Here is a 22464-nt window from a genome sequence, read left to right as displayed (position 1 = left end):
TCCCGCCCACGTCCCGCCCGCCCCGTGCATCCCCCCGGTTTGGTTCCCCCGCACGTTCTCGGACCGTCGTCGCGATAACGCTGCGTACTCATAGAGTCACACTCAGCCAGGGTGACGTCAAGCTATTCCGGGAAAGTCGGACTTGTGCCTTTCGCCCGAGGCGAGGTCAGCGCAGCCCGGACGTCGCCACGAACGCCACACCGGCGCCGTCGATCCGCAGCGGCGCTCCCAACGCCGTACCGATCGCCGCCTCCCCCGAGACCAGCGTCAACGCGCCAGCGCCGTCGTCCACGGTGACCGAACCACCAGCGCAGAGCACCACCCGGGGGCCGGGCAACGGCAGCGTCACCGAGGGCACCGCCGCGTCGACCCGGACCCGGTGCAGCGCGAAATCGTCCACCGGCACGGGCCACCAGTCCACGCCCGGGCCGACCGGCTGCGCGGCCCGCACCGGATCGTCGAGCACCTCGAAGCGCAGCACCCGCAACAACTCGTCGACGTCCACCCGCTTCGGGGTCAGGCCGCCGCGCAGCACGTTGTCGCTGGCCGCCATGATCTCCACGCCGCAGCCGCTCAGGTAGGCGTGCAGGTTGCCGGCGGGCATCCAGATCGCCTCCCCCGCCTCCAGCCGCAGGTGGTGCAACAGCAGCGCGACCAGCGCACCCGGATCCCCCGGGTACGCCTTGGCCAACCGGCGGGTCAGCTCCGCGTCCGGGCCGTCGGCCGGCGCTGCCGCCACCGCGGCCAGCAGGTCGTGACGCCTGGCCACCGGCCAGGCGAGCAACGTCCGCACCGCCGTGCGCAACCCCGCCGGCCCGGCCCGCAACGCGGCGACAACAGGCGCCAACGCCGGTACGCCGAACGCGGCGAGCGCCTCGGCCGACTCCGCCGGATCCCGGAAACCGCACAGCGCCTCGAACGGAGTGAGCGCGACCAGCAACTCCGGCTTGTGGTGCGGGTCGGAGTAGTTACGCTGCCCCACGGGACGCCCCACCTCCGCCGCGTAGCCGGCCTGCGCCTGCTCGGCGTCCGGGTGGGCCTGCAGGCTCAGCGGAGCGTCGGCCGCGAGCACCTTGAGCAGGAACGGCAGCCGGCTGCCGAACCGCTCGGACACCCGCTGGCCGAGCCACTGCCCTGGCTCGTCCCGCACCAGGTCACAGAGGCTCACCCGCAGACCGGCGCGATCCACGTGGGCCGGAGCGCCCGGGTGGGCCCCCAACCACAGCTCCGCCTCCGGGCCCGCGCTCGGCACCGATCGCCCCTGAAGGAGGGCGATTGCCGAGCGCGAGCCCCAGGCGTAGTCCCGGATCGGCCCGTACAGTGGCTCCACCTGTCAGCCCCCGGGCCGCCCGGCCGCCTCGCCCGACGTGTCCTGCGGCTGCGGCACCGCGGTGTCGGCCGCGGCACCGGTGCCGGCCTCGGCGGCAGCGGCGCTGTAGACGTCCGGCTCCAGGTAGATCACCCGGGCGATCGGCACCGCGGCACGGATCCGCGCCTCGACGGCGTTGATGCCACGGGCCAGGTCGTGGGCGCTCTCCCACTCCGGAACGGCGATCTTGGCGGCCACCATCAGCTCTTCCGGGCCCAGGTAGAGCGTCTTCATGTGGATGATCCGCTCCACCTCGGGGCCGTCGGTGACGGCCCGTTCGATGGCTGCCAGCTCGGACGCCTCGGCGCCCTCACCGAGCAGCAGGCTCTTCGTCTCGATGGCCAGCACGACGGCGATGACGACCAGCAGGATGCCGATCATCGCGGTGCCGGCGGCGTCCCACTCGCCGTTGCCGGTGATCAACGTCATGGTGACGCCGAACAGGGCGAACACCAGACCGACAAGCGCGCCGAAGTCCTCCAGGAGCACCACCGGCAGCTCCGGCGCCTTGGCCCGGCGGATGAAACGGACCCAGGACTGGTTGCCCCGGACGTGGTTGGACTCCTTGATGGCGGTCCGGAAGGAGAACGACTCCATGATGATCGCCGACACCAGCACCACCACCGGCAGCCAGTGCCAGGACTCGATGCCGCCCTTGTGATGCCACTTGTGGTACGCCTCGTAGAGCGCGAACAGGCCACCGATGCTGAACAGCACGATGGACACGATGAACGCGTAGATGTAGCGCTCCCGGCCGTACCCGAACGGGTGTTCCGGGGTGGCCGCGCGCTTCGCACGCTTGCCACCGAGCAGCAGGAGGCCCTGGTTACCGGAGTCGGCGACCGAGTGGACCGCCTCGGCCAGCATCGACGACGAGCCGGAGAGCAGGAACGCGATGAACTTGGTGACGGCGATGCCGATGTTGGCCAGCAAAGCGGCGACGATCGCCTTCGTCCCACCATTGGCGCTCATGCCACCGCTCCGCTTCGCCGCGCGAAGCCGCCCGGTCCGCGCATGACGCGCCGCCCATTGCGTTCGTTCACTGGTTCGACAGCTCCTTCATCTCGGTGATGGCCGGCACGGCCATCGGGTCCAGCCCGTGGGCCAGGGCAAGGTAGATCGAGGCGAAATCCGGTACCGCGATCAGCGAGGCCAGCCGCTCCAGGGCGGAGCCACCCTCGGCGGTCACCACGTCGCACCGCACGCCACGGCGCTCGGCGAGGGTCTGCACCGCGTCCGCGCGGCGCTCCTCGACGGCGAGGGGCTCATCGGTGTCGTCCTCGGCGTTGAGCCCGCCGTCGCGCAGCAGCACCAACCGCAGCCGGGTGCCCTCGCCGTCGTCGTCGTCGGCCGGGTCGGCGAAGATGTCCCGCTCCCCCTCGGCCAGGCCGCCGAAGACACCGTCGAGCAGACCGACCCGACCCCGCCCGGCCTCACCGAGCGCCCCGGTGACCACCGGGTAGCGGGCGTTTGCCGACAGGGTGTCGCCGAACCGGCGGGCGGCCACGGTGGCCAGCGGGGACGAACCCCAGACGATCGGGATCGAGCCGGCCAGGCCCAGGGCCAGCGACTTCGCCGGGTTGACGAAGGACTCGGCGGCCGACCGGCAGCGGTCGGCGTCCGCGTCGAGCCGGGCCGCGGTCTCGGCCAGGTCCGCCTCGTTGACCTTCACGAGCCCGAGGGAACGGGCCGCGAGCAGCACCGGCACTGTGAGCGCCCAGAGGCTGGCCCGGGCCGGAGCACGCCGGGGCACCGGGATGAACGGCGCCCTGGCCTGCTCGGCGATCGACTGCAACTGCGAGTCCGGGGCACCCACGGCGACGAGTCGGGCACCACGGCGGTGGGCCGCCTCGGCGGCGCCGAGCGCCTCCGGGCTACGTCCGGACGCGCTCACCGCGATCACCACGTCGGCCGCGCCCACCCAACCGGGTACGCCAGCGGAGCGGTGCCCGATGATCGGGACCGGGCAGCGTGGCCCGGCGACAGTGGCCAGCACGTCCCCGGTACGCCCGGCGGTGCCGATGCCGGCGATCACGACGGCTCGGGGCCGCCCGTCGTCGGCGAGCACCGAGAGGTTCGCCTCGGCTGCCAGCGCGGCGCTCTCGCGGACCTGCGCACCGGCCGACGCCGTGTGCCGGAGCATGCCACCCGGGTCGGCCTCGGCCAACGCCTGCGGGTTGTCGAGCAGGGCCTCGTCGGCGTCCCGGCGTCCGCTGACCCCGGCCGTACCGTCGATCATGAGGACTGCCCGGGGCCGCCGCGCGCCTCGTCGAGCAGCAGCACCGGCACGTCGTCGCGGACCTCGAAGATCCGGCCGCACTCCGTACAGGTCAACGTCTGCGCCTCGGCGTCATAGGTGAGCGGGGCGTGGTGCGTGTCCGGACAGGCAAGGATCTCGAGCAACTGCGGATCCAGGGCCATGGCGCGGCTCCTTCCACGTGTACGGCTTGACCGACGGCGGTGCCGACCGGCGCAGGCGATCTTATCGGCGAACGCGGTCGAGCACGTCGTCCCGGAGCGAGACCATCCGATCCCGGGTGGGCGCCTCGACGTTGAGTCGCAGCAGCGGCTCGGTGTTGGAGGCGCGCAGGTTGAACCAGGCGCCGTCGGGGAAACGCAGGGTGAGCCCGTCCATCTCGTCGGCCACCGCGTCGGGGTACGCGGCGCGCACCTCGGCCACCGCCGCCGCCTGGTCGACCACCGTCGAGTTGATCTCACCGGAGGCGATGTAGCGCTCGTACTCACCGGCCAACACGGACAGCGGCAGCGACTGCTCGCCCAGCGCGGCCAGCGTGTGCATCGCCGCGAGCATCCCGGTGTCGGCGAACCAGAAGTCCCGGAAGTAGTAGTGCGCGGAGTGCTCGCCGCCGAAGACGGCGTTGGTGCGAGCCATCTCCGCCTTGATGAAGGAGTGCCCGACCCGGGCGACGACCGGCTGCCCACCGTGCTCCCGGATGATCTCCGCGACGGCACTGGAGGTGATCAGGCCGTGGATCACCGTGGAACCCGGGTGCTTGGCCAACTCACGGGCGGCGACGAGCGCGGTGATCGCCGACGGTGAGACCGGCTCGCCGCGCTCGTCCACCACGAAGCACCGGTCGGCGTCACCGTCGAAGGCCAACCCGATGTCGGCCCCGTGCTCGACCACCGCGCGCTGGAGGTCGACAAGGTTCGCCGGGTCGAGTGGGTTGGCCTCGTGGTTGGGGAAGCTGCCGTCCAACTCGAAGTAGAGCGGCACGATCTCCAGCGGCAACGGCGACAGGGCCGCGTCGCCGAGCACTGTCGGAACGGTGAAGCCACCCATGCCGTTGCCGGCGTCGACGACCACCTTCAACGGCCGGATGCCCGAGAGGTCGACCAGCTTGCGCAGGTAGCCGGCGTAGTCGGGGAGCAGGTCGCGTCGCTCGGCGGACCGGGTCGGCGCACCGGCGGGACGAGCGTCGCCCGAGTCCAGGAGGGCCTGGGCCCGCTCCCGGATCTCGGCCAGGCCGCTCTCCTGGCCGATTGGGCGCGCGCCGGAACGGCACATCTTGATGCCGTTGTACTGCGCGGGGTTGTGACTGGCGGTGAACATCGCGCCGGGCAGGTCGAGCGAACCGGACGCGTAGTAGAGCAGGTCGGTGGAGGCGAGGCCGATCTCGATCACCGAGCGGCCCTCGGCGCGTACGCCGGTGGCGAACGCGGCGGCCAGGCCGGGCGAGGTGGCCCGCATGTCGTACCCGACGACGACGGCGTCGCCCGGCTCGTCGGTGGAGTTGAGCAGTTGGGTGAAGGCAGCGCCCAGTGCCTCGGCGGCCCGTTCGTCCCACTGGTCCGGCACCGTCCCGCGGACGTCGTACGCCTTCACAATCTGGGACAGATCAGACACGTGTTCCACTCCTTGGCCGCAGGTTAGACACCGATCCTGAGCCTAACGGAGGGCCGGGCCGTCCTCCGCTCAGCCGGGGAGGCGGGGAATGAACACGGTGTGGCCGTCACCGTCGGTGGGCGGGTCACCGGGCTTCGGGCGACCGTCGGGCCGACCCGGCATCGGCTGGGTGGCCTCCGGGGCGGGGGTGTCCGGCCGGGCACCGTAAACCCCGCCGGTGGCGGGACGCGGTGACGGCACCGCACCACCCCAGGCGGCGGCCGGCGGCTGCTGGCCGTACACCTGACCGGGGCGACCGGGCGCGGCCGGCAACCCACCCCCGGCGCGGTAGGTGGTGCCACCGGGGTTGCCCGGGAGGGTGCCCGGCGCGTCGTCGGACGGCTTGCGGTCCTGCCGGGACCGACGGAACAGCAGCACGATGAGCAGCAGTCCGACCGCCACCAGCACAATGCCGAAGTACATCACCGGTGAACCTCCTCCGGACGATTCGGCGGCCGTCGCCGTGGTGTTCGGCGCCGCGGAGACGCCCCCCTGCGCCGCCGGGTTCACCGCCTCGTCGACGGTAGCGACCTCGGTTGGGGTCGGAGTCGGCGTCGGCTTCGGCGACCGCGACGGAGTCGGCGACGGAGTGACCCGCCCTCCGGTCAGCCGCGCCGCGTCCGTGGCGTGACCCAGCGTCTGGCCGGCGGCGCTGATGCCCGCGCCCCTGACCACGAGACGGCCGCCCGGCGAACCCGCCGCGAACGCCACCCGGTACCGCACCGTGATGCCCTTGCCCTTGCACAGCGTCGGCTTCAAGGGTGACGTCTGCGCGGTCGACACGGTGCCGGCGCCGCCGGTGACGGCCACCGGGAACCAGTGCCCGCCCGCGTTGACCTCGACCGCCACCTGGTTCGGCTGGAGACCCTCCAGGCTGAAGCCCAGCGCGGTACGCAACAGGACGCACCCGTCGGTGCGCTTGCGCACCGCGACGTTCACCCCCTGCGCGGAACCACCGGCGGCGAAGCTACTGGCCGCGCCCACCCGGACCGAGTCCTGATCGGCCAACGCCGGTGACGCACCGAGCATCACCAGGCCGCCCGCAAGACCGCAGACCGCCGCGAGCCGTGCCACGCGTCGACGCACTGTCATGATTACCTCGCCGTTCTCCCCGGGTGGGGTCCGCGGGTCAGGCTACTACCGGCCCACCTGTCCCACCGGTCATAGAGCGCCCCGCATGTGGGCGGCGTTACGGTTTACGGCGCCTCCCGCCGACCAACTGATGACCGGGCTGACCAGCCAGTCAGCGGGCCTGCTGCGCCTCGGCGAGGGCGTCGCGGCACAGCCGGTCGGCGGTGCGGGTGGTCTCCGGCAGCCGGTAGCGCGGAGTCAACGCGAGCACCTGCGCTGTCGCGTTCTCCAGACTCATCCGATGGCCGACACTGACGAAGACCGGCTTCACCCCGTCGCGGGTCCGCAGCACCCGACCGACGACCTCACCACCGTCACGCAACGACGACCAGGAACCCCGCTCGGCGGCCGGCGGATCCCACACCCCGACCAGTGGCGTCTTCGCCACCCCGATCGCGGGCAACCCGGTGACCACCCCCAGGTGGCACGCGAGCCCGAACCGACGCGGATGGGCCAACCCGTGCCCGTCGCAGACCAGCAGGTCCGGGACGGCGGTCAGCCGGTCGAGCACAGCGAGCAACGCCGGCAACTCACGGAAGGCGAACAACCCCGGCACATAGCCGAACGCGGGTCGCCCCACACCGACAGCGGAATCCACCACCGCGAGGGTCCGGGCGTCCAGGACCGTCACGGCCGCCGCCAGCAGGTCACCACCCTCGGCGTACGCGACGTCCAGGCCGGCCACCGTCGCGGGCGCGCTCGGCCCCGGCCCGACCAGGTCCACCAGCGGCCGCAATTCCTCCTGTACGGCCACCGCCTCGGCAACACTGCCCGGCCCTGTCGTTCCCGCGCCCGCCGCGTCCGGCGCGGCGTTCATGCCCGGCGTGCCCGGCGTGCCCGGCGTGCGCCATGATCCACTCGGCTTCACGGAAGTCGGGCTATCCCACGGCCTTGGATGCCCCGACTTCAAGGAACCGGAGTCGATCACCCTCGGCCCGAGGCGTCGGCGCCATCCCCGGCGGCCCTACCGTCCGAGCCACCGTGAGCGGGGTCACCGTCGGCCCGGCCCCTGATCGCACCCAGGCCGAGCGCGAAGGCAATGCCGAGGGCGACACCGAAGGCGACGCCACCCTTCGCACCGAACACGGGAATGCCGATCGCCAGACCGATCAGGATGCCGACCGGCCAGGCCCAGACGGTGGACCTGACGCTCTGCGTACCGGATCTCGTCATGCGTCGATCTTATTCGGCCCCGCCACCGACCCGCCCTCCGTCTGTCCATCCGCGACGCATGCCTACTTCGCTCTCGCTATGTCGGGGTCCGCGCCAGGATCACCGGCCGCGCGAAGCTGCTCCTCGAACATGACGAACGTCCGCTGCCGAATCCCACGAATGAGCGCCTGCTCCTTCGGCGTCTCGTGACGCGCTTCGGCGTCCGCCAGAAGCTCGATCGAACGCACCGTCTCATAGAGCGCGAAGATTGGCCCTTCACCCTTGAGATAGTGAGCCCGGAATGCCTCCACCTCCTGCACGAAGTCCTCCGCGGTACGCCGGAAAATGTCACCTCCGACGCCTAGCGTTATCTCAACAAAGATGTCGTTCTTCTCGTGCCAACCCCCAGAGTCGATAGACAGCCGCCAGACCCTGGCACCGCCGTCGGGAGTCTCGACGATCTTCACCGGCGATTGGTAGTAGAGGTAGTAGGAGGGAAGCACCAGACCTCTGCCCATCGGAATATCCCCTCAGCGACCACCGCCGCGCTTGAACATGGCGCGGATTGAACTTTCGTCGGGCAGCGTCTCACCACCGGTGACTGCTTCAACCACCGCCTCAGCGTCAGCGCGGCTCACGTTCTTGTAACGGTCCGCATTCCGATAGTCATCGAGGAAGCGCACTACAAGTCCCGGATCGTAGGCCCATGCTCGGGAGCGATGATCCCAGAGAATCGCCTGACCTGGGCCCGCATCCATGACGAAGAGGCCCGCCGGCCCGCTCTGCTCATCGATCCGGTAGATCACGTAGTAGCTCAACAATCTCCTGCTCCAACTCTTCGGCGACCTGCGGCGCTACGGGGAAGTCACGAGACCTTAGCCCTAGCTCTTGCACCACCTGCGCGAGGCTTGTCCCTTGGCGAGTCAGCCAGGCGCGGTATTCGTGCCAGACGTCAACGTTTTGACTGATCCACTTGGCCAAGGTGGCATCCTTGGCCGGAAAACGGAGATCGAGCCCACCCGGCAGCGCATCCGGCAGGCCGCGTGCACGGTTCGCACTGAGCATCCGCAGAAGAGCGTCGACTCGTTGTTCGGGGCTGTTCGACGGGCGCCGAACAACTTCGTACTCCTCATGGGTGGCCAGCCACACTTCACGCGAAACCGAAGTGTGTAGCTGCAACTCAATTAGCATCCCGTCCTGCGAACGGAGTGTGCAATTCAATCCGTAGAAGCGGTTTCCGCGGCGCCAGAAGTTCTTGCAGGCTGAAGTCGGCACTGAGAAGCCAGCTTCGATCAGGCCGCTAAGAACCCGGTCGACGGCGTTGCTGTAGTCCCGGCCCGACGGCATTTCGAAGCAGAATCTCAGGACGTCATTGACGCTTGCCGCAAAGTCCGTTGCGTCGATCGTGGCAACGCGGGCCTCGTCGAGGTACTTTCGTGCCAGCGATTCCAGCCCCTTGACGCGATACTCGCGATCTCGTAGCCGAATTGGGTCGCTCAGGCCGAGCGCGTCGGTAACGTCCTGCCCTACCTGAGCCAGAGCATCCTCGACTCGGTCAGCAGCGCCCAGGGCGCGCTCACGAAGCTCCGTCAGCACCGCCAGTTCCGCGCTGGTGAGCTGGGCGAGGTCGAACGTTGACGGAGCAACATCGCCCGATTCGGTCCGGCCGTCACCCACGCCTGTCGAGCCCGGGCCGTCGAGGAGCAGGTACATCCGGTTGATGTACGGGTCGCCGTGGCCGCCGTCGTCGTGCGTCGGCGGGTGATCCGGCAGGTCGGGCCGTTCGCTGAACCGGCCCCGGGGTAGTCCGCCAAGCGGCATCGGTCGGCCGTCTCCGCTCAGCACTAGCGCGTCGATGCCGACCACGTCAGGGTAGAGCGGCCGGTCCCGGACCACGCCGTTCTGCGGGTCCACGTAGAGCACAGTGCCGTTCTGGTTGAGCGCCACCCAGGCGTGCGAACCGCCGTGCGCCCACTCGGTGACCAGGAACGAGTAACTGCCGTGGCCGCCCAGCAGCAGTTGGTCGTGCAGGTTGCGGTAGCCCCGGTCGGCGGCCTGCCGCGCCTGCGCTGCGTCAGTACGTTGACCGGACGCCGGGGCGAGGAGTTGCTGGAAGCGCCCGCCGGTCACGTCCTCCACCCGACCCGGGCCGCCCGCCTCGCCACGGATGGGGCGCCGGATGTCGCCGTCGAGGTAGCCGTCGAACGTTCGGGGCGCCGACACGCGGGGTCGCCCGTGCACCCACGTCTCGAACAGCGACAGTGTGCAGTCCAGGCAGTTGATGCCCCGGGTGGCGTCGGCCGCGGGACCGCCATCGTTGAGCAGCCGGAACCAGCCGCCGTGTCGAGGGTCGGCGGTGCGGGTGACGGTGCCGTCCGGTCCGCGGGGCATCTGTCGTTCGACGTCGACCTGGTGCAGGGCGAGCGGTGGCCGAAGTCCTCCGGGCTGCCCGTACGGCCGGGAGTCGTCGATCGGCGGCGGATCGTCGTCGCCGGTGAGCATGGACGGACCGGTAGTTTCCACAGCGCCGAGCGCGAGCGCGCCCACGTCCCGGTTGGCGTGCTCGAAGGTGGCGCTGATGTCCACTACCGGCGGGGCCGTGGTGCCGGCCAGCACCGCGTCTGCCAGGTCACGCCATTCGGCGTACGCGCGAGTTTCCTCGTTCGCGGCGCGCTGCCAGCCGTCGGCCCACTGCCGGTTGCCGGCCTGGTGCAGTTGCCGGGCGTAGGTGGCGTACTCGACGGCTCGCCGATCGTGCTCCACGGCGCGGGTGCGCAGTCGGGCGGCTTCGGCCTGCCGGCGGTTGTTCTCGAACCCGATCCGCACCGATTCGTAGTGGTCCTGGTAGCGCTGCCGCTCGGCGGCTTCCGCCGCAGCGGCCCACTGCGCCGCGTACGAGTCGTTGGTCTCCGGCTCGCGCACCGTCGGGGCGCCGAACGCTGCCACGTCGACGGGGATCGACGCCCTTCCCCGGGCGGGATGGTCGGGCGCGCGCACCGGTGCGGGCGTCGCCCGGGTGGGGACACGCGAGGGCACGGCGAACCGACCCACCGCTGGTGGGGTGGAGGCGACCGGCAGTGGCCCGTTGGTGGTGCTCGGGACGCCGAAGGTGACCGGCGCCGCCAGCCCGGGGTTGATCGTCGGCGCGGAGGGTCCAGTCGTCGGAGACCAGGCGGTCGGTCCGGAGGTGGTGGGGTGCGGTGAGCTGCCGGGGTGGGCCGGCGGCACACCGGTGGCAGCCGGCCCGCCCGATTCGAGGGGACCGACCACGGGCGCGGACGCCGACGAAAGCCTCGGATCGGCACCCACCACAGGCCGACTCGGGTCAGCCACCGCCGAGGTGGCCGGATCGGCAGCCGAAGCCGACGCGACGGGACCGACACCCACCGCCGACGTGGCCTCGGTGGTGGTCGTCGCCGAGGGCACGGGGTCGGCCGGGTGTGCGACGCCCGCTCTGTCGCCGAACGACCCACCCGTCGACGGAGTCACCTCGGACGCGCGTACCGAACGATCCACCGCGTCCACGTCGGACACCGCGCCAACCGGCATCGGTGACGACGTCTGCACGTCGGGCGCGACCGGAGACGCCAGCCCGGCTCCCCGTGACTGCTCGACAGCCGGTGTCGTCGGCGCAGCCGACTGGTTCGGCGGCGTGGTGGCAACGCTCTCCGTCGCCTGCATCGGAATGCTCGCAGCCGTAACCACGCCACCCGAAGCCACACCACCGGCAGCCCCCGCAGAAGCAGCCCCCGCCGCAGCCGAGGCCACCGTTGAGGGAGACCCTCCCGCAGAGACCGCATCCCCCGCGACAGGCAGCACGGCCGGGACGGAGGGGCCCGTGAACGATGCTCCGGCGAGGGCGTTGGCCTGTGCGTCGAGCCGGGCGCGTAGCGCGTGGTCGGTCTGCCCGGTCGCCGAACCGGTGGCCCCGGACGCGGCGGCGCGCGCCACGTCCTCCATCGAGGTCAGGCCCTGACCGGTGGCCAGGCTCGCCGCGCTGTCGGCGAGCACCTCGCCGGTCATCTCCCGCCCCAGGTGCTCCCCGACTTTCGCCGCTCGCCCGGTCGCGTGCCGGCCCAGGCCGGCCAGCGGCGCCACCGCCCCGCCGGCCAGGCCACCGACCGCCGAGGCGCCGAGATCGGTCAGGTCCAGGCCGTGTGCCCGCCCGGTGGAGTTCTGGTACGCCTGGGTGGCCAGGGTGACCCCGGCCTCCTCGGCGGCCTCCTCCAGCCCGCCACGGGCGGCTCGCTTGGCGAGCCCGCGTGCGCCACCTCGAGCGATGTCCTTGGCGGCCCGCTCGCCGGCCTCCTTGAGCCCGTGCTTGAGGGACTTGCTGGCCAGTTGGCCCATCAGCCGCTTGAAGATCTGTTGGACCAGCAGTCGCGTCGCGGTGATCGCCGCGCCGGCGGCCGGGGTTGCCGCACCGGCGGTCAGCACCGCCGCCACCGCCACTGTGAGAAGCTCGATGACCAGGATGCCCAGCTCGATCCAGACTTCCAGCTTGGCGCCCTCGATGTCGCAACCGCACTCCTCGACCAGTCGGCCCAGGTCGGCGGTGACCGCGAGCAGCACAGGCAGCGGGGCGTCGGCGCCCTCGGCGATCCCCCGCCAGGCCGCCTCGAACGCCGCGTCGACAGCCCCGACACCGCCGTACCCGTTGCGCACCTCGACGGCGGCCGCGGCGGCGTCGGCGTGCGGCCCGGCGAGCACGGAGGCGACCGCGTACCACTGGTCGGCGACGTCCCAGACGGCCCGCTCGTTGCCCTCCGGCCACTGCACGCCGACCACCCAGTCGAGGGCCTCGTAGATCCAGCCGGGCACGTCCCACGGCGCGTAGTCCAGGGGGTGCGGGATGGGGCTCGGCAGCACGCTCATCGGGATCGTCGACCGTCAGCGCCGGTCGGCGGCCCGACCGACCCGGGCGGCGTTGGCCCCGTCGGTCTGCACGCTCGCGTCGACCGCCTCGACCACGTCGCCGCCCAGCTCGGTGAGCCGGTGCCCGACGCCGGCCCAGGCCCGCAGCACTGTCTGCTCGAACCCGCGGTAGTTGCGCTCGAAGGCAGCGCCGATGTCGTCGCGACCCCAGGGCCTGGCACCGCTGGCGGCCTCGATCGCGCCACCCTCCGCCGCACGACGGGCCGTCACCGCCTCGCCGGCGAGCGCCAGGTCGGCACCACCCCGGAGGGCCCGGGACGGATCAAGCCAGAGCTGCCCGTCGGTCATGGCTTCGCCTCACCTTTGCCGAGTACGGCGTCGGCCCGACCGAGCAGCGTGGCGTAATCGCCGGTCTTGAGGAAGTCCGTCGCGCCGGAGCCGGCCGGCATGCTCTCGGCGACGAGGTCGCGGGTGGCGTCGGCGGCGGCTGTCGCGGCGGCCCGGATCGTTTCGGTGACCTTTCGGCCGAGCGCGCCGGCGTCGCGGTCCCGGTAGATGGCCGGCGTCAGCTCGACCTCGATCAACTGGCCCTGCGCGCCCACTGTCGCCGTCACCTGGCCGTCAGCCGACCGGCGGGTCACCCGCAGCGCGTCGAGTCGCTTCTGGAGCGTGTCCAAACCGGACCTGAGCTGCTGGTATTGCCCATAAACGTCGTCGAATCGGGCACGTAGCTCGCGATTGACGCCCCGGTCCGCCTGTTCGTCCACCGCCGCCCTCCCGTCACCGTCGGTAGAGCAAGACAATACCGGCCGCCATCGATCCGTGTAGTCCGGTAGTTTCAATGCGTGATCGACCGTCAACAGGCCGAGCAGCTCGCCGCCACCTGGGCCCGCCGTGACTCACAGCGTCTCGGCCACGAGTGCACCGCGATGGTCGACGAGTTCGACCTGGGGTGGGTCATCACGTCCGTCGTGCCCACCGAGGTGCGCACGGTGCCGGGTGACCTGCCGACGACAGTCATCGACAAGCAGACCGGCACTGTCACCACGTGGCCCCGGGTGCCGAGCACTGTGGTGGCAGAGCTGTACCGGCGTAGCCAGCCCGTCGGGCCGACGGCTCCCCGCACTCTCGACCCGTCGAGCCTGCTGGTCCGGGAAATCCATCGGGGCGCCACCCCGAACACCGCCGCGCACCTGACCATCGACGGACGGATCTGGACGGCCCAGGGCACGAAGGCCGACGTGCCAATCAACCATCACCCGCTGGTCCGCGACTATCTCGACCAGCTACCCCCCGGCGAGTTGGTTCGCGGCGGGGCGGCGCACGCCGAGCTGATCGTGGTCTCCGACGTCCTGCACGAGTACGACCACCGCCGCGTCGCCGAGGGCATCGCCCCGATGGGACGGGCCGAGGCAGCGGCGCTACTGGAGGGCGCCCGCTTCGAGATCTTCCGGATCCGTGAGCCGGGCGATCCCGCTGGTGGGCCCGCCGAGCGGCCCTGCGACTCGTGCATCGCCTTCCTGGTGCGGGCGAACGTCCTGCCGGAGTCGGCTCGCGCCTACACCGAGACGTGGACCGCGCCGAAGGCATCCGACCCCGATCCTGGGCGATTCCCGGCGGAGGTCGCGAACGCCCTGGTCGCGGCCGGTTGGCGGCCACACATCGGCGATCAGATCATGGCCGCCGCCGCCGTACGGGACGTCACGTCGGTGCCGGGGCGCAACCATCGGCACGAGGTCTTTCCCGCCGCCGTGGAGGCGCTCACCGCGTTCCCCAGCCTGGTCGGTGCGCGGCGCGGCAGGGGCGAGCAGGTGTGGATCTCCCGTTTCGACATCCGCCCGCACACCATCGCGCACACCGCCGACACCCTCGCGGACTTCGGCGCGGTGCTCGGCGTACGCCTCTTCCCGATCGGCACCGAGCAGCAGGACAGCATCCTGGCGGTGGACGAGCGCGGCCGGGTCTTCGCGCTCGACCAGGCCGGCGAGTGGTTCCTCGGCGACACCATCGACGCCGCGCTGACCACTCTGCTGCTCGGCCGGGCCCCCGCCCGGGTCCGCGACGACGGCACCTGGCAGGCCGACTAGCCCGGCGGTGTCGCCGGGCTAGAGCGCGAGGCCGGTCAGCACCATGACCCTGGGCTCGGTGTAGTCGTCCATCGCGCTGCGCAGCCCCTCCCGGCCGACGCCGCTGCCCTTCACCCCGCCGTAGGGCATCTGGTCGGCGCGGTACGACGGCACGTCACCGATGATCACCCCGCCCACCTCCAGCGCGCGGGCGGCGGCGAAGGCCACGTCCAGGCGTCGCGTGAAGACGCCGGCCTGCAAGCCGTACGCCGAGTCGTTGACCGCTGTGAACGCGGCCTGGTCGTCGGCGACCGGGGTGACCACCAGCACCGGCCCGAACACCTCCTCGGCCACGACCTTGGCGTTCGCCGGCACGCCGGTGAGCACTGTCGGGGGGTAGGTCGCGCCGTCGCGGAGGCCGCCCACCTCGACGGTGCCGCCGGCGGCGACGGCCTCGGCCACCCACGTCTCGACCCGACGGGCGGCGTCCTCGGACACCATCGGCCCGACGTCGGTCAGTTCGGACGTGGGGTCTCCGGTCCGCAGCCCCCGCACGGCCGCCACCAGCCGGGGCAGGAAGTCGGCGTGCAGGGCATGGTGCACGTACACCCGCTGGACGGCGATGCACGACTGGCCGGCCTGGTAGTTGGCGAACGTCGCGATGCGCTGCGCGGCGAAGTCCAGGTCCTCGTCGGCGGTCCAGTCCGCACAGAGCACCGCGGCGGCGTTGCCGCCCAACTCCAGCGTCACGTGCTTCTCCGGCGCGGCGCGTCGGATGGCGGCGCCGACCGGCCCGGAGCCGGTGAACGACACCAGAGGTAGCCGGGGTTCGGTGACCAGCTCGGCGGCGCGGTCGTTGGGCAGCGGCAGCACCGAGAACATCCCGGCCGGGAGGTCGGTCTCGGCCAGCAACTCGCCGAGCAGCAGCGCGGTCAGGGGCGTCGCGGGCGCGGGCTTGACGATGATCGGCGCGCCGACGGCGATGGCCGGCGCCACCTTGTGGGCGACGAGGTTGAGCGGGAAGTTGAACGGCGTGATGCCCAGCACCGGCCCGCGCGGCACCCTGCGGACCAGGGCGATCCGCCCGTCGGCGGCCGGGTCGGTGTCGAGTCGTTGCAACTCGCCGGAGAATCGGCGGGCCTCCTCGGCGGCCCAGCGGAAGGTCGACACGGCACGCCCGACCTCGGCGCGGGCCCACTTGAGCGGCTTGCCGTTCTCCGCGGTGATCAGGGCGGCGATCTCGCCCGCGCGCTCGGCGATCCGCCGCGACACGTGGTCGAGGGCCGCCGCGCGGGCGTGCGCGGGCAGGGCCGCGGCCTGCGCGGCCACCCCGGCCGCCGCGGCGACGGCGGCGTCGACCTGGTCCGGCGTGGCGAATGTGGTACGCCCCACCGGGCGGCCGTCGTACGGGTGGTGGACTGTCAACTCACCCTCGCCGGTGGCGGGGCGGGAGGCGACGAAGAAGGCTGTGGGCTCCACGCCGAGCAGAGTAACCGAGCGACCAGTCGACGGAAACAGTCGCGATAACCCTTGTCTGCCGCGAATTCAGTAGCGAAGATGGCAGAGAGATTGCGATAACCGCCGCAGAACCGCGCCCCCGGCCCCCTCGGAGTGATCCCTCATGAGTGACCAGCAGCAGCTGCGCAACTTCGTCAACGGCTCCTACGTCGACCCGTCCGACGGCGGTTACGCCGACCTGGTCGACCCCTGCACGGGTGAGGTGTTCGCCCAGGCCCCGGTCTCCGGCGCCGCCGACGTGGACGCGGCGATGAGCGCCGCCGCCACCGCGTTCGAAAGCTGGCGGGAGGTCACCCCTGCCGAGCGGCAGCGGGCGCTGCTCAAGCTCGCCGACGCCGTGGAGGCGCGCGCCGCCGAGTTGGTCGACGCCGAGGTGCGCAACACCGGTAAGCCCCGCCAGCTCACCGCCGAGGAGGAGCTTCCCCCGGCGGTGGACCAGTTCCGGTTCTTCGCCGGCGCCGCGCGGATGTTGGAGGGGCGGTCCGCCGGGGAGTACCTGGCCGGGCACACCTCGTACGTGCGGCGTGAGCCGATCGGCGTCTGCGCGCAGGTGACCCCCTGGAACTACCCGCTGATGATGGCGGTCTGGAAGATCGCGCCCGCACTCGCCGCCGGCAACACAGTGGTGCTCAAGCCGTCGGACACCACACCGGTGTCGACGCTGCTGCTCGCCGAGATCGCCGCCGAGTTCTTCCCACCAGGGGTGTTCAACGTGGTCTGCGGCGACCGCGACACCGGTCGTACCCTCGTGTCGCACCCGACCCCGCAGCTGGTGTCGATCACCGGCTCGACCCGCGCGGGCATGGAGGTCGCCGCCGCGGCGGCCCCCGACCTGAAGCGCACCCACCTGGAGTTGGGCGGCAAGGCCCCGGTGGTGATCTTCGACGACGCGGACGTGGCGGCGGCCGCCGAGGCCATCGCGCTGGGCGGCTACTTCAACGCCGGGCAGGACTGCACAGCGGCCACCCGGGTGTTGGCCGGCCCCGGCGTCCACGACGACTTCGTGGCGGCGCTCGCCGAGCAGGCCCGCAACACGAAGACCGGCGCCCCGGACGACGCCGACGTGCTCTACGGTCCGCTGAACAACGCCAACCAGCTCACCCGGGTCAGCGGTTTCGTGGACCGCCTGCCGGACCACGCGGCGATCCAGACCGGCGGGTCCCGGCAGGGCGAACGCGGCTACTTCTACGCGCCGACGGTGGTCTCCGGGCTGCGTCAGACCGACGAGATCATCCAGGACGAGGTGTTCGGGCCGGTCATCACCGTGCAACGCTTCTCCGACGAGGACGAGGCGGTGCGCTGGGCCAACGGCGTCGACTACGGCCTGTCCGCGTCGGTCTGGACGCGGGACCACGGCCGAGCCATGCGGATGACCCGTCGACTGGACTTCGGCTGCGTCTGGGTCAACACGCACATCCCGTTCGTCTCCGAGATGCCGCACGGTGGCTTCAAGCACTCCGGGCACGGCAAGGACCTCTCGGTCTACAGCCTGGAGGACTACACCCGGATCAAGCACGTCATGCACAACATCGAGGGCTGAGCCATGCCGACGTCCGAGGAGCTGCACAAGCGGCGCGGCGATGCCGTGGCCCGGGGTGTCGGCAGTGTGATTCCATCCTACGTGGACCGTGCCTCCGGCGCGACGATCACCGACGTGGACGGCCGGGAGTGGATCGACTTCGCCGCCGGCATCGCCGTGACCAGCGTGGGCAACTCGGCACCGAAGGTGGTCGAGGCGGTCCGGGCGCAGGTGGAGCGGTTCACCCACACCTGCTTCATGGTCGCGCCGTACGAGTCGTACGTGGCGGTGTGCGAGCAGCTCAACGCGTTGACGCCCGGCGGGTTCGCCAAGCGCTCGGCGTTGTTCAACTCGGGCGCCGAGGCGGTGGAGAACGCCGTCAAGGTCGCCCGACACGCCACCGGGCGGCCGGCTGTGGTGGTGTTCGACCACGCGTACCATGGCCGGACCAACCTGACCATGGCGTTGACAGCGAAGAACATGCCGTACAAGCACCGGTTCGGGCCGTTCGCCGGGGAGATTTACCGGGTGCCGATGTCGTACCCGCTGCGCGACGGCGGGCTCTCCGGCGCGGAGGCGGCGACCCGAGCGATCGAGATGATCGAGAAGCAGGTCGGCGCGGAGAACGTCGCCGCACTGCTCATCGAGCCGATCCAGGGCGAGGGTGGCTTCGTCGTACCCGCGCCGGGTTTCCTGCCCGCGCTGCGGGCCTGGGCGACGGCGGCCGGGGTGGTCTTCGTCGCCGACGAGATCCAGACCGGTTTCTGCCGCACCGGCGACTGGTTCGCCTGCCAGCACGAGGGCGTCGAACCAGACCTGGTAACCCTGGCCAAGGGCATCGCCGGTGGCCTGCCGCTGGCAGCGGTGACCGGTCGGGCCGAGCTGATGGACGCGGTGCACGTCGGTGGGCTCGGCGGCACGTACGGCGGCAACCCGATCGCCTGCGCCGCCGCGCTGGCCACCATCGAGACCATGCACGAGCTGGACCTGGCCGGCGCGGCCCGACGGATCGAGTCGGTGCTGGTCCCCCGGCTACGGGCCATCGCCGAGCGGGATGCCCGGGTCGCCGAGGTACGCGGCCGGGGCGCGATGCTCGCCGTGGAGCTGGTGCTGCCGGGCACGCTCACCCCCGACCCGGTCGCCACGGCGGCGATCTCGGCGGCCTGTCACGCCGCCGGCCTGCTCACCCTGACCTGCGGCACGTACGGCAACGTGCTGCGCTTGCTGCCACCGCTGGTGATCTCCGACGGGCACCTCGGTCGCGGTGCCGACCTCCTCGACGCCGCCTTCGGCTGAGCGGCTGAGCGGCGGAGGGGGCCCGGTGCACGGGCCCCCTCCGCCGAGGGTCAGCGGAGCACCTCGACAGTGTTGCGGCGCACCAGGTTCTTGCCCGGCTCGCGGATCTGCTCCATGGCGGCGGAGTTCAGCAGTACGCAACTGCCCGACGGGCCGGTCACCGTCACAGTGGTCGCCCGGTTGTTGTCCAGGTTGGTCACCCGCAGCCGGGTGCCCACCGGGAACTGCCCACTGGTCGCCGCCGGTCCGGCCGCCTCCTCGAAGAAGGTGATCGCCCCGGAGCACGCCGACTGGGGTGCCGGGCCGGGTGCGCCGGGAGACGCGGCGCCGGGGCGGACGGTGCCGGGGGCCGGAGCGCCGGCGGGCGGGGCCGCGCCGTCGACACGTTCCACCACGTTGCGGCGGATCACGTTCTTTCCCGGCTCGCGGACCAGCTCCATGGCGGCGGCGTTGAGCAGCACGCAACTGCCCGACGGGCCGGTCACCGTCACAGTGGCCGCCCGGTTGTTGTCCAGGTTGGTCACCCGCAGCCGGGTACCCACCGGGAACCGGTCGCTGGTCGCCGCCGGCGCCCCGCCCTCCGCGGAGAAGGTGACCGAGCCGGAGCAGACCGACGACCGTGCCGGGGCCGTGTCGGCGAACCCGAAGCTGGTCCCCACCGACACGCCCACCGCGGCGAGCACCGCCACGCTCGCTGCCAGCACGTGCCTGCGCTGCACCCTCATCGCCGTCACTCCCGTCCTCGGTGGTGTCCTTCACCCACCGGTACGGATCGGAGCGTCCTACCGTTCAGCCGGCACGGGTATCGATCGTGCGGCGGCCAGGTCCACCGGCCCGTACCGGGTGCGCGGGGCTCCGGTGATCAGCGCCCAGTAACGGTCGCCGTACGACCAGTGCCACCACTCGGTCGGGTAGTTGACCATCCCCGCGCCGCCGAGGGCGTCCACCAGGATCTGCCGGTCCCGGCGAGCGGTGCCGCCGATCGCCGGCGCGTCGGTGAAGCAGGCGTCGGCGCTGTCCTCCGGGGTGGCGTCGATGGCCGTGCCCAGATCAAGCTCCACGCCGTCGTCTGTGCAGAGCGTCAGGTCCACAGCGCCGCCGGTGCTGTGCGGGGCCACCTCGACCGGTGAGACGAACTTCGTGGTCTCCCGGTGCAGCCGCTGCGGTGACCAGTCCGGGTGCCGTCGGCGCAGTTCGTCGCGGTAGCCGGTGAAGATGGCCAGTTGCGCCTGGTACGGCCGGTAGCCCTCGACCACCAGCAACCGCAGCCCACCGGGCAGGGCACGCTGCGCGGCCAGCAGGCGGTCCACGACACCGGCGCGCAAGCGGGCGTACGCCCCGGCCGGGTCTGCCGCCCGGCCGTCGAGCCGCAACTCCGGCAGCTCACGCAGGTCCACGAACTCCTCGCCGTCGTCGGCGCTGGGCACCGCCGCCACCCGGGGGTCGGAGAGCAGGATCATCGGATGCTCCCCGCCGTGCTCGCGGACCGCTCCGCGTGCCGGAGCCGGGCCAACTCGACGAGTCGGTCCACCACCTCCCGGTAGCCGACCCCGACGGCGGCCCACACCTTCGGGTACATCGAGTGCGCGGTGAAGCCGGGCATCGTGTTCAGCTCGTTGACGTACAGCTCACCGGCCGTCTCGTCGTAGAAGAAGTCGACCCGGGCCAGACCCCAACCCCCGATCGCGGCGAACGCCCGCAGCGACAGCTCGCGGACCCGCGCGGTCACCTCGTCCGGCAGCACGGCGGGGACGATCATCGGGTCGGCGTCGCCGAAGTACTTCTGCTGGTAGTCGAACCAGCCGCCGCTGACCTGCACCTCGCCCACCGCCGACGCCTCGGGACGCCAGCCACCGAGCACCGCGCACTCCAACTCCCGGCCGGCGACCCCCTGCTCCACCATGACGAGTTGGTCGTGGCGAAGCGCCTCCTCCACGGCGGCGGCGAGGTCGTCACCCTCGCCGACGCGGGAGATGCCGATCGACGAACCCATGCTGGCCGGCTTGACGAACAGTGGCCGGCTCAGCCCGGTTACCAACTTCTCCGGGTCGTCGACCGCCCGGTAGGCGTGCGCGTCGAACGACACGTACGGGGTGACGGGGATGCCCTCGGCGCGCAGCGCCCGCTTCATCGCCACCTTGTTCATGCCGACGGCCGAGGCGAGGATGCCGCACCCGACGTACGGCACGTTCAGTGACTCCAGCAGCCCCTGCACCACACCGTCCTCGCCGTACGGGCCGTGCAGCACCGGGAAGACCACGTCCAGCTCGGCGTGCACAGCGCCGGGGGCATTACCGGCGGACACCTGCACGACACCCGGGCGCGGACCGGCCCGCAACTCGACGGCCGGCCCGGTCACCACCAACTGGTCGTCGATGGCCCGCTCGCCGGCCGGCCGGTCGCGCAACTCGGCCAGCAGCGCGTCGGGCATCAGCCGGAAGCCGCCGCTGCGGGTGACGCCGATGGCGACAGTGCGGTAGCCGCCACCGGCGAGCGCCCGAGCCACCCCGAGCGCCGAGGCACAGGAGACCTCGTGCTCCGCCGACGGTCCACCGAACAGGATTCCGATCCGAACTGGCGCGCTCACGCCGCCGCCCCTTCCTCAGCCAGGTCGGCGGATCGCGGGGCCATCAACCGGGCCACCAGCGCTGCCTCCACGTTTCCGCCGGTCAGCACCACGCCGACCGTCCGCTGCCGGTCCCGGTCCGGCGCGAGCCGCAAAGCACCGGCCAGGCCCGCCGACCCGGACGGCTCGGCGAGCACCTTCAGCTCCGTCAGGATCAGCCGGAACGCGGCGGCGATCTCGTCGTCGTCGACCCGGACGACGCCGCGCAGCGTGTCCCGCACGATGGCGAACGGCAGCTCCCCCACGCAGGACGGCCGCAGCCCGTCCGCGATGGTGGGCGCCGGCGCGACCGGCACGCGTACACCTGCCGCCAGGCTGCGGGCGAGCGAGTCGCAGCCCACCGGCTCCACGCCGTACACCTCGATGCCGGAACCGGCGGCGGCCAGGCACGCACCGGCCACCCCGCCACCACCCCCCACCGGTACGACAAGCGCGTCCAACGGCGTCCCCGCGCGCTCGGCGTCCTCGATCAGCTCCAGGCTCGCGGTGCCCTGCCCGGCGATGACATCCGGGTGGTCGTACGCGTCGACGACGGGGTGACCGCTCTCGTCGCTGAGTCCGTCGGCCACCGCCACCCGCTCCTCGACGCTGGTGCCGGCGAACACCACCCGGGCTCCCGCCGCGCGGGCCCGGTCAACCTTCGTCGAGGCCGCGTCGACAGGCAGCACCACTGTCGCCGCGAGCCCGTGCTGCCGGGCCGCCAACGCCACGGCCGCCGCGTGGTTGCCGGTGCTCTGCGCGATCACCCCGGTGTGCCCGGCCATCGCGAGGCGGCCGACCGCGCGCAGCGCGCCGCGCATCTTGTACGAGCCGCCGTTCTGGAGGTTCTCCGCCTTGAGCAGGACCCGTGCCCCGGCAAGCTCGTCGATCACCGGGGAGCGCAGCACCGGGGTACGGACGACTCGGCCGGCAAGCCAGTGGCTGGCCTCCTCGACATCGGGCCGGACCTGGCCAACGGTGCGTGTCATCGGTTCTCCTTTTCGGGCACACCACAGGCGGGGTCCA

Annotated in this window: 21 protein-coding genes; 3 read left to right on the top strand and 18 right to left on the bottom strand. The window is 71.9% G+C overall.

Going from position 1 to position 22464, the window contains the following annotated elements; all coding sequences use genetic code 11:
• Window positions 1-166 precede the first annotated feature (166 nt).
• The 13 genes from manA to OHB44_RS05840 all read right to left on the bottom strand — a co-directional run bounded on the left by manA (window position 167) and on the right by OHB44_RS05840 (window position 13201).
• Window positions 167-1330 carry a mannose-6-phosphate isomerase, class I gene (gene manA / locus OHB44_RS05900; RefSeq protein WP_330439839.1) on the bottom strand — a complete coding sequence of 388 codons (1164 nt, stop codon included), beginning with the start codon at window positions 1328-1330 and terminating at the stop codon, window positions 167-169.
• A 3-nt stretch (window positions 1331-1333) separates the two neighbouring features.
• Complete coding sequence (locus OHB44_RS05895) at window positions 1334-2341, bottom strand: cation diffusion facilitator family transporter (protein ID WP_238683536.1); 1008 nt, start codon at window positions 2339-2341, stop codon at window positions 1334-1336.
• Window positions 2342-2408: 67 nt separating this feature from the next.
• Window positions 2409-3608, bottom strand: a complete 1200-nt coding sequence (locus OHB44_RS05890; RefSeq protein ID WP_330439837.1) for an SIS domain-containing protein — start codon at window positions 3606-3608, stop codon at window positions 2409-2411.
• Complete coding sequence (locus OHB44_RS05885; RefSeq protein ID WP_091394023.1) at window positions 3605-3790, bottom strand: Trm112 family protein; 186 nt, start codon at window positions 3788-3790, stop codon at window positions 3605-3607. The genes OHB44_RS05890 and OHB44_RS05885 overlap by 4 nt, the downstream gene beginning before the upstream one ends.
• Window positions 3791-3851: 61 nt before the next feature.
• Window positions 3852-5237, bottom strand: coding sequence for a phosphomannomutase/phosphoglucomutase (locus tag OHB44_RS05880; RefSeq protein ID WP_238683538.1), 1386 nt, complete (start codon window positions 5235-5237; stop codon window positions 3852-3854).
• A 69-nt stretch (window positions 5238-5306) separates the two neighbouring features.
• Entirely contained in the window at window positions 5307-6368 is a 1062-nt protein-coding gene (locus OHB44_RS05875) for a hypothetical protein (RefSeq protein WP_330439834.1), read from the bottom strand.
• 151 nt (window positions 6369-6519) lie between these two features.
• Window positions 6520-7224, bottom strand: a complete 705-nt coding sequence (gene nfi / locus OHB44_RS05870) for a deoxyribonuclease V (protein ID WP_330441187.1) — start codon at window positions 7222-7224, stop codon at window positions 6520-6522.
• A 107-nt stretch (window positions 7225-7331) separates the two neighbouring features.
• Window positions 7332-7580: a hypothetical protein gene (locus OHB44_RS05865; protein ID WP_330439833.1), complete on the bottom strand. Its 249-nt coding sequence runs from the start codon at window positions 7578-7580 to the stop codon at window positions 7332-7334.
• Between the two features lie 62 nt (window positions 7581-7642).
• Window positions 7643-8077, bottom strand: a complete 435-nt coding sequence (locus OHB44_RS05860; RefSeq protein WP_330439832.1) for a hypothetical protein — start codon at window positions 8075-8077, stop codon at window positions 7643-7645.
• A gap of 12 nt (window positions 8078-8089) precedes the next feature.
• Window positions 8090-8377: a hypothetical protein gene (locus tag OHB44_RS05855; protein ID WP_330439831.1), complete on the bottom strand. Its 288-nt coding sequence runs from the start codon at window positions 8375-8377 to the stop codon at window positions 8090-8092.
• A complete protein-coding gene (locus OHB44_RS05850; RefSeq protein ID WP_330439830.1) occupies window positions 8346-12434 on the bottom strand; it encodes a toxin glutamine deamidase domain-containing protein in 4089 nt (1362 codons plus the stop codon). The genes OHB44_RS05855 and OHB44_RS05850 overlap by 32 nt, the downstream gene beginning before the upstream one ends.
• Before the next feature lie 15 nt (window positions 12435-12449).
• Window positions 12450-12782 carry a hypothetical protein gene (locus OHB44_RS05845; protein ID WP_238683545.1) on the bottom strand — a complete coding sequence of 111 codons (333 nt, stop codon included), beginning with the start codon at window positions 12780-12782 and terminating at the stop codon, window positions 12450-12452.
• Entirely contained in the window at window positions 12779-13201 is a 423-nt protein-coding gene (locus OHB44_RS05840) for a YbaB/EbfC family nucleoid-associated protein (protein ID WP_330439829.1), read from the bottom strand. Before OHB44_RS05840 ends, OHB44_RS05845 begins: the two co-directional genes overlap by 4 nt.
• Window positions 13202-13279: 78 nt before the next feature.
• Here OHB44_RS05840 and OHB44_RS05835 point away from each other — a divergent pair, with 78 nt between their 5' ends.
• Window positions 13280-14521, top strand: coding sequence for an SUKH-3 domain-containing protein (locus OHB44_RS05835; protein ID WP_266303624.1), 1242 nt, complete (start codon window positions 13280-13282; stop codon window positions 14519-14521).
• Between the two features lie 18 nt (window positions 14522-14539).
• On the opposite strand, the gene OHB44_RS05830 is transcribed toward OHB44_RS05835, so the two are convergent.
• Window positions 14540-15979, bottom strand: a complete 1440-nt coding sequence (locus tag OHB44_RS05830; protein ID WP_330439826.1) for an aldehyde dehydrogenase family protein — start codon at window positions 15977-15979, stop codon at window positions 14540-14542.
• A 142-nt stretch (window positions 15980-16121) separates the two neighbouring features.
• Here OHB44_RS05830 and OHB44_RS05825 point away from each other — a divergent pair, with 142 nt between their 5' ends.
• Window positions 16122-17558, top strand: coding sequence for a gamma-aminobutyraldehyde dehydrogenase (locus OHB44_RS05825; protein ID WP_330439825.1), 1437 nt, complete (start codon window positions 16122-16124; stop codon window positions 17556-17558).
• Between the two features lie 3 nt (window positions 17559-17561).
• Entirely contained in the window at window positions 17562-18833 is a 1272-nt protein-coding gene (gabT, locus tag OHB44_RS05820) for a 4-aminobutyrate--2-oxoglutarate transaminase (RefSeq protein ID WP_330439824.1), read from the top strand.
• A gap of 50 nt (window positions 18834-18883) precedes the next feature.
• Here the strand turns inward: gabT and OHB44_RS05815 are convergent, their stop codons facing one another.
• The 4 genes from OHB44_RS05815 to OHB44_RS05800 are packed head-to-tail and all read right to left on the bottom strand — an operon-like array spanning window position 18884 to window position 22427.
• Window positions 18884-19558 carry a hypothetical protein gene (locus OHB44_RS05815; protein WP_266303627.1) on the bottom strand — a complete coding sequence of 225 codons (675 nt, stop codon included), beginning with the start codon at window positions 19556-19558 and terminating at the stop codon, window positions 18884-18886.
• A gap of 57 nt (window positions 19559-19615) precedes the next feature.
• Window positions 19616-20293 (bottom strand): M15 family metallopeptidase, encoded by a 678-nt coding sequence (locus OHB44_RS05810; protein WP_266303628.1) that lies wholly within the window; start codon window positions 20291-20293, stop codon window positions 19616-19618.
• Window positions 20290-21420 (bottom strand): D-alanine--D-alanine ligase family protein, encoded by a 1131-nt coding sequence (locus OHB44_RS05805; RefSeq protein WP_238683553.1) that lies wholly within the window; start codon window positions 21418-21420, stop codon window positions 20290-20292. The genes OHB44_RS05810 and OHB44_RS05805 overlap by 4 nt, the downstream gene beginning before the upstream one ends.
• Complete coding sequence (locus OHB44_RS05800; RefSeq protein WP_330439822.1) at window positions 21417-22427, bottom strand: threonine ammonia-lyase; 1011 nt, start codon at window positions 22425-22427, stop codon at window positions 21417-21419. The genes OHB44_RS05805 and OHB44_RS05800 overlap by 4 nt, the downstream gene beginning before the upstream one ends.
• Between the last annotated feature and the right edge of the window lie 37 nt (window positions 22428-22464).

The sequence above is a fragment of the Micromonospora sp. NBC_00821 genome, assembly GCF_036347035.1.
GTDB lineage: Bacteria > Actinomycetota > Actinomycetes > Mycobacteriales > Micromonosporaceae > Micromonospora > Micromonospora hortensis.
This window is presented reverse-complemented; position numbering and strand designations above follow the sequence as displayed.